General features: G+C 60.3%; 13 protein-coding genes. 6 read left to right on the top strand and 7 right to left on the bottom strand.

Annotation, left to right across the window (positions count from 1 at the left end):
- Window positions 1-40 precede the first annotated feature (40 nt).
- Entirely contained in the window at window positions 41-1,522 is a 1,482-nt protein-coding gene (gene trpE, locus ACA065_RS27790; protein ID WP_497692338.1) for an anthranilate synthase component I, read from the top strand.
- A 136-nt stretch (window positions 1,523-1,658) separates the two neighbouring features.
- Here the strand turns inward: trpE and estP are convergent, their stop codons facing one another.
- The gene (gene estP, locus ACA065_RS27785; RefSeq protein ID WP_497692337.1) at window positions 1,659-3,581 is read right to left on the bottom strand and encodes an esterase EstP; all 1,923 of its coding nucleotides are present in this window, start codon (window positions 3,579-3,581) and stop codon (window positions 1,659-1,661) included.
- Window positions 3,582-4,005: 424 nt separating this feature from the next.
- Here estP and ACA065_RS27780 point away from each other — a divergent pair, with 424 nt between their 5' ends.
- The 4 genes from ACA065_RS27780 to ACA065_RS27765 are packed head-to-tail and all read left to right on the top strand — an operon-like array spanning window position 4,006 to window position 7,241.
- Window positions 4,006-4,599 carry an aminodeoxychorismate/anthranilate synthase component II gene (locus ACA065_RS27780; protein ID WP_497692336.1) on the top strand — a complete coding sequence of 198 codons (594 nt, stop codon included), beginning with the start codon at window positions 4,006-4,008 and terminating at the stop codon, window positions 4,597-4,599.
- A 9-nt stretch (window positions 4,600-4,608) separates the two neighbouring features.
- Entirely contained in the window at window positions 4,609-5,658 is a 1,050-nt protein-coding gene (trpD, locus tag ACA065_RS27775; protein WP_106575502.1) for an anthranilate phosphoribosyltransferase, read from the top strand.
- Window positions 5,655-6,491, top strand: a complete 837-nt coding sequence (trpC, locus tag ACA065_RS27770; protein WP_497692335.1) for an indole-3-glycerol phosphate synthase TrpC — start codon at window positions 5,655-5,657, stop codon at window positions 6,489-6,491. Before trpD ends, trpC begins: the two co-directional genes overlap by 4 nt.
- 54 nt (window positions 6,492-6,545) lie before the next feature.
- Complete coding sequence (locus tag ACA065_RS27765) at window positions 6,546-7,241, top strand: lipoate--protein ligase family protein (RefSeq protein ID WP_497692334.1); 696 nt, start codon at window positions 6,546-6,548, stop codon at window positions 7,239-7,241.
- On the opposite strand, the gene crp is transcribed toward ACA065_RS27765, so the two are convergent.
- Entirely contained in the window at window positions 7,238-7,882 is a 645-nt protein-coding gene (gene crp / locus ACA065_RS27760) for a cAMP-activated global transcriptional regulator CRP (RefSeq protein ID WP_083356506.1), read from the bottom strand. The two genes, ACA065_RS27765 and crp, sit on opposite strands and share 4 nt — an antisense overlap.
- Window positions 7,883-8,130: 248 nt before the next feature.
- Between crp and ACA065_RS27755 the strand changes: the two genes are divergently transcribed.
- Entirely contained in the window at window positions 8,131-8,553 is a 423-nt protein-coding gene (locus ACA065_RS27755) for an OsmC family protein (RefSeq protein ID WP_005792019.1), read from the top strand.
- Between the two features lie 83 nt (window positions 8,554-8,636).
- Here the strand turns inward: ACA065_RS27755 and coq7 are convergent, their stop codons facing one another.
- The 5 genes from coq7 to ACA065_RS27730 form a co-directional block, all read right to left on the bottom strand.
- A complete protein-coding gene (gene coq7, locus ACA065_RS27750; protein ID WP_053258296.1) occupies window positions 8,637-9,284 on the bottom strand; it encodes a 2-polyprenyl-3-methyl-6-methoxy-1,4-benzoquinone monooxygenase in 648 nt (215 codons plus the stop codon).
- 117 nt (window positions 9,285-9,401) lie between these two features.
- Entirely contained in the window at window positions 9,402-9,740 is a 339-nt protein-coding gene (locus tag ACA065_RS27745) for a histidine triad nucleotide-binding protein (RefSeq protein WP_497692333.1), read from the bottom strand.
- A gap of 45 nt (window positions 9,741-9,785) precedes the next feature.
- Window positions 9,786-10,574 (bottom strand): SDR family NAD(P)-dependent oxidoreductase, encoded by a 789-nt coding sequence (locus ACA065_RS27740; RefSeq protein ID WP_024077693.1) that lies wholly within the window; start codon window positions 10,572-10,574, stop codon window positions 9,786-9,788.
- A gap of 64 nt (window positions 10,575-10,638) precedes the next feature.
- Window positions 10,639-11,604: a DUF805 domain-containing protein gene (locus ACA065_RS27735; RefSeq protein ID WP_497692332.1), complete on the bottom strand. Its 966-nt coding sequence runs from the start codon at window positions 11,602-11,604 to the stop codon at window positions 10,639-10,641.
- Window positions 11,605-11,673: 69 nt separating this feature from the next.
- Window positions 11,674-12,636, bottom strand: a complete 963-nt coding sequence (locus ACA065_RS27730; protein WP_497692331.1) for an NAD(P)H-dependent flavin oxidoreductase — start codon at window positions 12,634-12,636, stop codon at window positions 11,674-11,676.
- Window positions 12,637-12,655: the final 19 nt, after the last annotated feature.

The raw sequence follows: 12,655 nt of genomic DNA, 5'->3' as shown, positions 1-12,655 counted from the left end.
GCACACCTGACCGTTTGACCCTCACGCCACGAGGCACCTTATGATCCGCGAAGAATTCCTGCGTTTGGCCGCTGCCGGCTATAACCGTATCCCCTTGGCCTGTGAAACCCTGGCCGACTTCGATACGCCGCTGTCGATCTATTTGAAACTGGCCGACGAGCCCAATTCCTACCTGCTGGAATCGGTGCAGGGCGGCGAGAAGTGGGGCCGTTATTCGATCATCGGCCTGCCGTGCCGCACTGTGCTGCGGGTGCATGATCACCATGTGAGCATCACCCTGGACGGCGTCGAGATCGAAAGCCACGACGTTGAAGACCCGCTGGCCTTCGTCGAAGCCTTCAAGGCGCGCTACAACGTGCCGACCATCGCTGGCCTGCCGCGCTTCAACGGTGGCCTGGTGGGTTACTTCGGCTATGACTGCGTGCGCTACGTGGAACAACGCCTGGGCAAATGCCCGAACCCGGACCCGCTGGGCGTGCCGGACATTCTGCTGATGGTCTCCGACGCGGTGGTGGTGTTCGACAACCTCGCCGGCAAGATGCATGCGATTGTCCTCGCCGATCCGTCCCAGGCCGACGCCTTCGAGCAAGGCCAGGCCAGCCTCGAAGCCCTGCTGGAAAAACTGCGCCAGCCGATTACCCCGCGTCGTGGCCTGGACCTCAGCCGTCCGCCTGCCGCCGACCCGATCTTTCGTTCAAGCTTTACCCAGGATGACTACGAGCGCGCCGTCGATACCATCAAGGAATACATCCTTGCCGGTGACTGCATGCAGGTGGTGCCGTCGCAACGCATGTCCATCGACTTCAAGGCCGCGCCAATCGATCTGTACCGTGCACTGCGTTGCTTCAACCCGACGCCGTACATGTACTTCTTCAACTTCGGCGACTTCCACGTGGTGGGCAGTTCGCCAGAAGTGCTGGTGCGGGTCGAGGACAACCTGATCACCGTGCGTCCGATTGCCGGGACGCGCCCACGTGGCGCGACCGAAGAGGCCGACCTGGCGCTGGAAGAAGACCTGCTGAGCGACGACAAGGAAATCGCCGAGCACTTGATGCTCATCGACCTGGGCCGCAATGACACCGGGCGCGTCTCGGAAATCGGTTCGGTGAAGTTGACCGAGAAGATGGTCATCGAGCGGTATTCCAACGTGATGCACATTGTGTCCAACGTCACTGGCGAGCTGAAAGAAGGGTTGACCGCCATGGACGCGCTGCGCGCGATTCTGCCGGCCGGCACCTTGTCGGGCGCGCCGAAGATTCGCGCGATGGAAATCATCGACGAGCTGGAGCCGGTCAAGCGCGGTGTATATGGCGGCGCCGTGGGCTATTTCGCCTGGAACGGCAACATGGACACCGCGATTGCGATCCGCACGGCGGTGATCAAGGACGGCGAGCTGCATGTGCAGGCCGGTGGCGGGATTGTTGCCGACTCGGTGCCAGCGCTGGAATGGGAAGAGACTTTGAACAAACGCCGCGCGATGTTCCGTGCGGTGGCGTTGGCCGAGCAAACCCCGCAAAACTAAAGCCAGATGTAGATCCAAATGTGGGAGCGGGCTTGCTCGCGAAGGCAGAGTGTCAGTCACTGGATGTGTAGCTGATACACCGCATTCGCGAGCAAGCCCGCTCCCACATTGGTTTTTCGCTGATCTTACGAGCAGTTTAGAAATCCAGACTCACCCCCACACTCACCCCTTGCTGGGTCAGGCTGTCATCCTTCCTCACGTTATACGCCGCCCGCAACGCCAGTTCCTGAGTCAGCTTGTGGCTGACACCCAGACTCAAGCGATCCGAATTGCTACGCGGTGTGTAGCCCTCCAACTTGAAATCTATCCCCGGCACGCTGTTGAGCGACATCTTCACCTTTTGGGTGTCGTTTTCGAACTCATGCTCGTGGGCCACTTCGCCAAACACCTGAGTTTGCGGCGTGACCCGGTAGCTGCCCTGCAGGCCGACGCCAAGGCGCTTGGAGTCGCGTTGCTGATCATCAAAGGTCAGGGCGGTGGAACGGTTGTCTTTTTCCGAATAGCCATCGACTTCGACCCGCGCATAGTCGGCGCTGATGAACGGCGACAGGTGCCAATCGCTGCCGGCCCCGGCAATGTCATAGCCCAACCGGCCGCTCAAGGCCCAGAGCCAGCCATCGGTGTCGCCTTTTTCGGAACCTTCGCTGACGCCCAGGGCGAACTTGCGTTTGAGGCTGTCGAAGTCCAGCTTGCCGCCGGTCAGCGCGGCATCGGCCCACCAGTGGTTTTGGTGGTATTGCGCGAACGCGGTGCCCATGTAGCTGTTGAGTTTGTAGTCGGAATCGCTGGCGCCGGCTTCGAGTGTCTGCCGATACAGGCCGGCTGCGACGCCGACGCGCCAGTTTTCGTCGAGCCGGTAGCTGCCGCCGACATTCAGGTTGTAACCACTGCCGTCGCCGCTGGCCGAGCTGCTTTGGTCATCGAAGTCCAGGTGCTGGCCGCCACCGGCGACGATGGCGCGCCATTGGCCGACCGCTTGCCAGTTGCCGTTGTCCGCCTGCCATTGGTTGCGCAGTTCATCTTGGTGGGCGCGCAACGTGCCTTGGGCCATTTCCGGTAGCAGGCTGAGTTCCCAGGGCGCCGCGAGCAGTGAATAGGCGTAGTCGGCGATCAACCGTTGCCCGGCGATGGTGGGGTGGACCGAATCGTTGTAGACCAGCTTGGTCGGGTCCGGGTTGGTGCCGCCAATGCCGTAGGTCGGGTTGGCGGTGCAGCTGTTACCGCTGAAACAGGTGCCGGTGAGGTTCTGCCCGGTCGCCAGGCCAAAGCGAGCCGGGTCGGCGAAGGTTTCATTCAAGAGCAGCGGAATATTCAACGGGATGATCTGCGCGTCGATCTGCGACAGGCGCTGCACCAGTGACTGGTTGAAAATAGTGCTCAGGGCCGAACTCGATGCCTGCAGTGGGGTGCCATTAATGGCAGGGGTCAGGCCCAGGTCGGGCAGCATCCACACCATGATGTAGCGTGCGCCGGCTTGTTGCAGCACTTGGGCGCTGTCAGCCAGGCGCCCGCCAGCCGCAACGGCCTGGCCTGGGCTGAGGACGCGCCCTTGCAGGAAGTCATTGCCGCCACCCGAGAGGAAGTACAGCGCGTTGGGGTCGGCCCGCCCGCCGTTTGCCGGAAGATAACCCTGGCGACTGCGCAGCACCGTGCCGCCACCCGGGTTGCCAGGCGGAATTGCCGCGTCGGAGACCGAGGTGATGGAGTCCAGGATGTTGTCGGTGCGGTAGCCGCCGACTGCCCAGTTGTTGCCGTCAGGCAAGCCTTGCGCCGCGCGAACCGGTGAGGTGGAGGCATTCAGGTCGTTGGGCGCTACACCGAGTTTGGAGCCCAGCAAGGTCGAAGAAACCAGGCCGTAGTCGCCCTGAAACGCGGGGCCGGTGCGATTGGTAAAGCGCAGGGTGGCGCCGTTGGAGCCATCCGGGAATTGGCCGGCGTCGGCCAGGCTGTCGCCAAAAACGATCATGGTTGAGTAAGGCGACGGGGCCGCAAACGCCTGCGCACAGGCCAGTGACAGAAGGCAGGCGGCCAGGGGCGCGAAAAACGGTGGTCTGAGCATGCGAAATTCCATTTAGTTGTTTTTGTATCGGAAGCGAAACACTAGCAATGTATTGCGAGAATTCGGCGAAGAAAACCGTTTTTTCCTATAAAGATTCCGTCGTGATTTCCCCGTATTCGCTGCTCCATATTGCACCGCTGGCGAGGCTACGTTACTGTGCCTGAACGTATGAATGAGACCCTCCCCGTGTTGATCATCAGCAAACTCTTGATGCGAGTAGTCAAGGCACACGCCCGTTGGCGTTGGCGCGCCTGACATTTTTCTCTGCCGGCCCTGGCCGGACCTGTACCGATTTGCCTTCTTCACCCGTTGTTTGACGCCCCTTGCCGGCTAACCCTGGCAACCGGAACGTGCGTCTGGCAGCGGGTCACTCTCTTGGAAGGCGGTCATTTGAAATCAGTGAATTCAAGAGGTTTGAACCCACATGTTGCTGATGATTGATAACTACGACTCCTTTACCTACAACGTTGTGCAGTACCTGGGTGAGCTCGGTGCCGAGGTCAAGGTCGTGCGCAACGATGAACTGACAGTCGCCGAAATCGCCGCCCTGAACCCGGAGCGCATCGTGGTTTCGCCTGGCCCTTGCACGCCGACCGAAGCCGGTGTGTCCCTGGAAGCCATCCAATACTTCGCCGGCAAGTTGCCGATCCTCGGCGTGTGCCTCGGCCACCAGTCCATCGGCCAGGCCTTTGGCGGTGATGTGGTGCGCGCGCGCCAGGTGATGCACGGCAAGACCAGCCCGGTGTTCCATAAAGACCTCGGTGTGTTCCACGGCCTCAACCTGCCGGTGACGGTAACCCGCTACCACTCGCTGGTGGTCAAGCGTGAGACCCTGCCCGAGTGCCTGGAACTGACCGCCTGGACCCAACTGGAAGACGGCTCGGTCGATGAGATCATGGGGCTGCGCCACAAGACACTGAATATCGAAGGGGTGCAATTTCACCCTGAGTCGATCCTGACCGAGCAGGGCTACGAGCTGTTCGCTAACTTTCTCAAGCAGAGCGGCGGCACGCGCTAAGGACTTTTCATGGATATCAAGACTGCCCTGAGCCGTATCGTCGGCCATCTGGACCTGAGCACCGCTGAAATGAGCGATGTGATGCGCGAGATCATGACCGGCCAATGCACGGACGCGCAGATCGGCGCGTTCATGATGGCAATGCGCATGAAGAGCGAGAGCATCGACGAAATCGTCGGCGCCGTGTCAGTGATGCGTGAACTGGCCGACAAGGTCGAACTCAAGACCCTCGACGGTGTAGTCGACGTGGTCGGCACTGGCGGCGACGGTGCAAATATCTTCAACGTGTCGACGGCTTCCTCCTTTGTGGTCGCGGCTGCTGGCTGTACCGTGGCCAAGCACGGTAACCGTGCGGTCTCCGGTAAAAGCGGCAGCGCCGATTTGCTGGAAGCGGCCGGCATCTACCTGAACCTGACGCCGGTACAAGTGGCGCGCTGCATCGACAGTGTCGGCATTGGCTTCATGTTTGCTCAATCCCATCACGGCGCGATGAAACACGCGGCCGGCCCGCGCAAAGACCTAGGTCTGCGCACCCTGTTCAACATGCTTGGCCCGCTTACGAATCCGGCCGGTGTGAAACATCAGGTGGTCGGCGTGTTCAGCCAGGCGCTGTGCCGCCCGCTGGCCGAAGTGTTGCAGCGCCTGGGCAGCAAGCATGTGCTGGTGGTGCATTCCAAAGACGGTTTGGACGAATTCAGCCTGGCGGCGCCGACCTTCGTGGCGGAGCTGAAGAATGACCAAGTCACTGAGTATTGGGTCGAGCCCGAAGACCTCGGCATGAAAAGCCAGAGTTTGCATGGCCTGTCGGTGGAAAGCCCGGCCGCCTCGCTGGAACTGATTCGTGATGCCCTGGGGCGTCGCAAAACAGAAAACGGCCAGAAAGCGGCAGAAATGATCGTGCTTAATGCCGGTGCGGCACTGTATGCCGCCGATCACGCCTACAGTCTTAAAGAGGGCGTGGCCCTCGCACATGATGCGTTGCACACCGGGCTCGCTCGCGAGAAGCTCGAAGAACTGGGTGCCTTTACTGCGGTGTTCAAGATGGAGAATGAAGGATGAGTGTGCCGACCGTTCTGGAAAAGATCCTGGCCCGCAAGGCTGAAGAAGTCGCTGAACGTCGCGCCCGCGTTAGCCTGGCCGAGCTGGAAGGCCTGGCGAAAAGCGCTGACGCACCGCGTGGTTTTGCCAATGCCTTGATCGCCCAGGCCAAGCTCAAGCAGCCGGCCGTGATCGCCGAGGTCAAGAAGGCCTCGCCGAGCAAGGGCGTGATCCGCGAGCACTTCGTGCCGGCCGAAATTGCCGTCAGCTATGAAAAGGGCGGTGCGACCTGCCTGTCGGTGCTGACCGATATCGACTACTTCCAGGGGTGCGACCTGTTCCTGCAACAGGCCCGCGCTGCGTGCAAGTTGCCGGTGATCCGCAAGGACTTCATGGTCGACCCGTATCAGATCGTTGAGGCCCGTGCCCTCGGCGCCGATTGCGTGCTGCTGATCGTCTCCGCATTGGATGACGTGAAGATGGCTGAGCTGGCGGCCGTGGCCAAAAGCGTCGGCCTGGATGTGTTGGTGGAAGTACACGACGGCGATGAGCTGGAGCGTGCACTGAAAACCCTCGACACACCGCTGGTGGGGGTTAATAACCGTAACCTGCACACGTTCGAAGTCAGCCTGGAAAACACCCTCGACCTGTTACCGCGTATTCCGCGTGACCGCCTGGTGATCACCGAGAGTGGCATCGTCAACCGTGCCGATGTGGAACTGATGGAAATCAGCGGTGTGTACTCGTTCCTGGTCGGTGAGACCTTTATGCGCGCCGAGAACCCGGGTGCCGAACTGCAGCGTTTGTTCTTCCCGGAGCGTGGCGTGGCGGTCAGCGGTTCGACCCTGGATTGATTTGAAACACAGTCAAAAAATGTGGGAGCGGGTTTTCGCAGTGAGGATGGCGCAATGACTCAACCCGTATCGATGACCGTCGAAGCAGGCCTGGCCGCCGAGCAAGACCTGCTGGCGGCGGTGTGCGCCGGTGAGCAAGCGTTCGGGCTGCTGTTCTGGCAGCCCAGCGATCAAGCACTGGTCATGCCGCGGCGGTTGAGTCGCCTGCCGGCTTTTGACGCCGCCAGCCAAGTATCAGCCGATGCCGGTTGGCCGGTATTGCTACGGGAAACCGGTGGTGAGCCGGTGCCGCAGTCTGCCGCGACCGTCAATATCGCCCTGGTCTACGCGCCACCGCGCAGCGAAGGTGATCAAGGACGCATCGAAACCGGTTATCAGCGCTTGTGCCAGCCGATCTGCGACTTATTGATCGCGTTGGGTGGCGACGCTTCCGTCGGTGAAATCGACGGTGCGTTCTGCGACGGCCGTTACAACGTCAACCTCAATGGCCGCAAGATGGTGGGCACTGCCCAGCGCTGGCGGCAGAGCGGTGGCCGCCCGGTGGGGTTGGTGCACGGTGCGTTGTTGCTGGATAACGACCGCGAGGCGTTGATTGCGGCGGTCAACCGCTTCAATGAAGCCTGTGGGCTCGACCAGCGAGTGCGTGCCGACAGCCATATCGCACTGCACGAAGCTTTTCCCGCGCCGGATGCGATCAGCCGGCTGGATGCCTTGTACCGTCGAATGCTGGCCGGCTTCCTGCCGGGTTAACGCGTACCGAACACCACCATCGTCTTGCCTTTGACGTGCACCAGGTTGCGTTCTTCCAGGTCCTTGAGTACGCGACCGACCATTTCCCGTGAACAGCCGACAATGCGCCCGATTTCCTGGCGTGTGACTTTAATCTGCATGCCGTCCGGGTGGGTCATGGCGTCGGGCTGTTTGCACAGTTCCAGCAAGCAACGGGCTACGCGCCCGGTGACGTCGAAGAATGCCAGGTCGCCCACTTTGCGTGTGGTATCGCGTAGGCGCTGGGCAATCTGACCGCTCAGAGCGTAAAGGATGTCGGGATCATGCTGGGCCAATTCGCGAAATTTCGCGTAACTGATCTCGGCGACTTCACACTCGACCTTGGCGCGCACCCAGGCGCTGCGTTCCTGCTCTTTGCCCGCTTGTTCGAACAGCCCCAGTTCCCCGAAGAAATCGCCGGTATTGAGGTAGGCGATGATCATTTCGCGGCCGTCTTCGTCCTCGATCAGGATGGTGACCGAGCCTTTGATAATGAAGAACAGCGTTTCGGAGCGTTCACCCGCGCAGATGATGTTGTGCTTGGCCGGATAACGCCGGCGCTGGCAATGCATCAGCAGCTTGTCGAGATTCTTGATCTTGGGTGTGGGAGTAAGAGCAACCATGGTTGTATCCCGAAAAGACTGCACGGTGTAGTTGGATTTATTTTTTATCCAGCGGTGTCGGCATTGATACACGCTGTACAAAGGATGGCAATGCGCCATTGAATTGGCGCCAGCTTACCAGACACATTCTGCCTCGATTAAGGAATTTACCGGCCAAACGCTGTCATTGATCGTTTTCAGGAAGAAAGCTGCTGTTTCAAGGCCCTGTGCTAAGCTGGCGACCCTTTTTTAGCAGTGGAGTCTGGGCGATGAAGGCACGCATCCAATGGGCGGGCGAGGCCATGTTCCTCGGTGAATCGGGCAGCGGCCATGTTGTGGTCATGGACGGCCCGCCGGAGGCCGGCGGCCGAAACCTGGGCGTACGCCCGATGGAAATGCTCCTGCTGGGTGTCGGCGGTTGCAGCAATTTCGACGTGGTCAGCATCCTGAAGAAATCCCGCCAGGCCGTGGAAAGCTGCGAAGCCTTCCTGGAAGCCGAGCGTGCCACTGAAGACCCCAAGGTGTTCACCAAGATCCACATGCATTTCGTGGTGAAGGGCCGTGCGCTGAAGGAAGCCCAGGTCAAGCGTGCCATCGAGCTGTCAGCTGAGAAGTATTGCTCGGCGTCGATCATGCTCGGCGCGGCCGGTGTGGCTATCACCCATGATTACGAGATCATCGAGCTGGGTTGATCGCCAGTCGGCAAAAAAGAAGGGCGCCTTGATATGGCGCCCTTTTTTGTGGATCAGATTTGATGCACCTATATTCGATGCACCTATATTCGATAGGTGCTCTTGGTCATGACCTTGGCCAAAAGGCTCATGCCAAACCTGACCGGCGCCGGGAAGCGGAAGCCGCCTGCATCCAGTGCGCTGTCTGCGTGGTGTTCTTCATCGATGCGCATCTGCTCAAGAATGGCGCGGGACTTTTCGTCTTCGGCCGGCAACTGTTCCAGGTGCTCATCCAAGTGCTTGCACACCTGATGTTCCGTCGCGGCAACAAACCCGAGGCTGACTTTGTCGCTGATCAAACCGGCAGCGGCGCCAATGCCAAACGACAAACCGTAAAACAGTGGGTTCAACACGCTGGGATGGCTGCCGAGCTGACGAATGCGTTGCTCGCACCAGGCCAGGTGGTCGATTTCTTCTTCGGCGGCATGTTCCATCGCAGCACGCACCTGCGGCAGCTTGGCGGTCAGCGCCTGGCCTTGGTACAGCGCCTGGGCACAGACTTCACCGGTATGGTTGATACGCATCAAGCCGGCGACGTGGCGGGTGTCGGTCTCGCTCATCTGCGCATCCGGCTGCACGATGGCCGGTGATGGGCGGTACGGTTGGCCGCTGAACGGCAACAGTGTGCGCATGGCCGTGTCGGCTTGCAGCAACAGACGGTCAATCGGCGAGTAGTGACGTTGGGTAGTCATGCTGACCTCCGGGAAGAATCTCGGCGGCCAGTTTACCGCAAGAGAGGGTGATGCGTTTGCGTTGAGTCAAGGGCATGAAGTCGCAGCCCTGGGCCGCGACCTAAGCAGAAAGACTGATCAGCCCGGTGGCCAGCTCATCTGGCGCTGACCCAGAACATGCATGTGGATGTGGTAAACGGTCTGGCCGCCTTTCGGGTTGCAGTTCATCACCAGACGAAAGCCCTCCTCACAACCCTGTTCCAGCGCAAGGCGTTGGGCGGTGAACAAAATATGCCCAGCCAAAGCTTTGTCTTCTTCGGTCAGGTCATTGAGTGTGGCGATATGCTTCTTCGGGATAACCAGGAAATGCACAGGGGCTGCTGGGTAGATGTCCTTGAAGGCCAGGATCTGGTCGTCTTCGTAGATGATGTCCGCCGGTATTTCCCTGTTGATGATCTTGGTGAACAGAGTATCCACAGCTGTTTCTCCATTATTAAAGTGCAAGGGAGTGTACCCAGCCAGTCAGCGTGGGCAATAGGCCTTGTTGATGGCGCCGGCAATCTTGCGCGTCAGCCAGCGCGGACTGAAACGCGGGCTGAACGCCAGCCAACGGTTGCGTCGCCCAGGAATAATGATGGCTTTGTTTTTTTCCAATGCACGAACGGTGTAGAGCGCGACTTCTTCCGGGCTCATCAGTTGTTGGCTGCGGTCGAGTTTGGCGGTGTCCATTTGTGCGGTGCCGAAGAACGCGGTGCGCGTAGGCCCAGGGCACAGCACCGAGACCTTGATGCCGCAGGTTTTCAACTCTTCGCGCAGGCCTTCGGAGAAGTGCAGCACATACGCCTTGCTGGCGTAGTAACTGCTCATCCAGGGGCCGGGCTGGAAGGCTGCCACCGAGGCAACATTGAGAATCTGCCCGCCGCCCTGCAACGCCATGGCATTGCCCAGGGCATGGCACATACGGGTCAGGGCCAGAATGTTGACTTCGATCAGGTCTTGTTCGGTCATCCAGTCCTGGGCCAGGAACGGTCCGCTGGTGCCGATGCCGGCGCAATTGACCAGCAGGTCGATCTGCCGCTCACCTTCTTCAAGTTCCAGTAGAAAACCGGACAAGCGCAACGGCTCGCCCAAGTCGCAGGCCCGAAACAGCACCTCGACGCCGAAGCGTTGAGTCAATTCGATTGCAATGCTTTCCAACTGATCACGCTGGCGGGCCACCAGAATCAAGCTGCGGCCGCGACGGGCCAATGCTTCGGCCAAGGCCAGGCCGATGCCGCTGGAAGCACCGGTGATCAGAGCGTAACGGGTCATGCCTTTCTCCATCGCAACGCCGCCGGGCCTGTGACAGAGGCATCACAGGCGGGCGGGCGTTTCTTCACTGTTCTGGAGAGTCTACAGGTTCAGCCGTGTCGTCAGCACTTTGCGCGGCTTCTTCTTCATCAACGGTGACGCTTTGATCGGTGGCGTCATCGGAGGTGATGGAGCTGCTTTCGTAGCTGCTGTCCATATTGGCTTCGAGCTGATTCAGGTAGCCGTTCATGCCTAGCGTGACCACAATGGCGAGCATCACCGGAATGAACGCCAGCCACAGCGTGGCCAACACTTTTACCGCTGTGGAGTTGCGCGGCGGCGGCGGACCGTACTGGTTGGCGCCGGTATTGCCCGGCAGCACCAGCAGCAGGAGTGGGAAAATGCTGTTTACGATCGGCACCAGGTTCAGGAAGTACAGCCAGCCTGACCAGCCCAAGTCATGCAGGCGCTGCACGCCGATTTGTACGCTGACCCACACCAGTGCGACAAACAGCGCGAGGCCCAGCAGCACGCCTAGAATCGTGCCCGCCGTCGGTGAAGCGGTTGCCACGGCGAAGCTTGCCGTACTGATGATGCCGCCTGCGACGAGGAGTGCGAGGGTCAATACCAGCGTCCAGGCCAGGTAGCGCAGGCGACCGATACGGCCGTGAATGGTGAACACCTTGAGTGTTGAGAACTCGGCAGTATTGTCACCTACGGCGGCACGCGGCGGAGCATAGGGCGAAGCGGCGGGGCGCGAAAAGTCAGAGGTGCCGGAATCCGTCTCATGGGCTTCAGCCAGGCTGAACGCCACGGGCTGCTCAGGCTCGATGCGTGCATCGACCCCGGCGTTTTTCAGCGCGATGAGGTAAGTTTCGGCGTCGGAGCGCGACAGGTCACGCTTGAGCGCAACCGCGCGACCAGTGAAGAGTTTTTCGATGGCATCCACATCGCTCTTGAACAGCTCGGCGAGGTTCAATTTGGCGGTGGTGCTTTCGACACCCGGGAGCAAGGCTCCATCAAACACAATCTTGAAACGGTTGTCGCTCATGCGGGCATCCTTGTCACTTAATCAGGAAGGAGAGAGCAGGTCGGCTTCTATCAGCAGGCCTGGCGATTGTCAGCGTGGCCATTGTAACTGGGCAGCCTGCTCGCGCGCCTTGCGATATTCGGCATCCAGGCGCGCAATCAGTTCATCGACACTGGGCAAGTCATCAATCTCACCGACGCCTTGGCCGGCTGACCATACAGTCTTCCAGGCCTTGGCCTCGTCGCTCAACGGCTTGAGCTTGGAACCGAAGTTGACTTCACCTTTGCCCTGCAGGGCGGCGAGGTCGAAACCGGCGTTTTCCAGGCTCTGGCGCATAAAACTGGCGGGCACACCGGAGACTGCGGGAGTGTGCACGATGTCGGCGGCGCGCGATGTGAGCAGCATCTCTTTATACGCATCCGGGGCGTGGCTTTCGGTGGTGCCGATAAAGCGCGTGCCGAAATAGGCGAGGTCTGCGCCCAGCAACTGGGCGGCGAGGATTTCATGCCCATGGTTGAGGCAGCCGGCCAACAGCAGGGTTTTGTCGAAGAACTGGCGAATCTCGGCAATCAGCGCGAACGGGCTCCAGGTGCCGGCATGGCCCCCGGCACCTGCGGCCACGGCGATCAGGCCATCAACGCCGGCTTCTGCGGCTTTCTCGGCATGGCGTCGAGTGGTGACATCGTGAAACACCAGGCCGCCGTAGCTGTGCACGGCATCGACCAGTTCCTTCACCGCACCCAGGCTGGTGATGACGATCGGCACTTTGTGCTCGACGCAGATCGCCAAATCGGCCTCCAGGCGTGGGTTGCTGTTGTGCACGATCAGGTTAACGGCATACGGCGCGGGGTTGTCGAGTTGCGCCAGGCCCGCTTCGATTTCTTCCAGCCAGGCCTTGAAACCGCTGCTTTCACGTTGGTTCAGTGCCGGGAAACTCCCCACTACGCCATTGCGGCAGCAGGCCAGGACCAGTTGCGGGTTGGAAATCAGGAACATCGGCGCCACCACGACGGGCAGGCGCAGACGTTGTTCAAGCAAAGCGGGCAGCGACATTGGAGGTACCCCGAGTGAT

It is taken from the genome of Pseudomonas sp. LBUM1640 (genome assembly GCF_059716225.1).
Note: the sequence above shows the minus strand (reverse complement) of the source record. Positions and strands in the feature narration are given on the sequence as shown.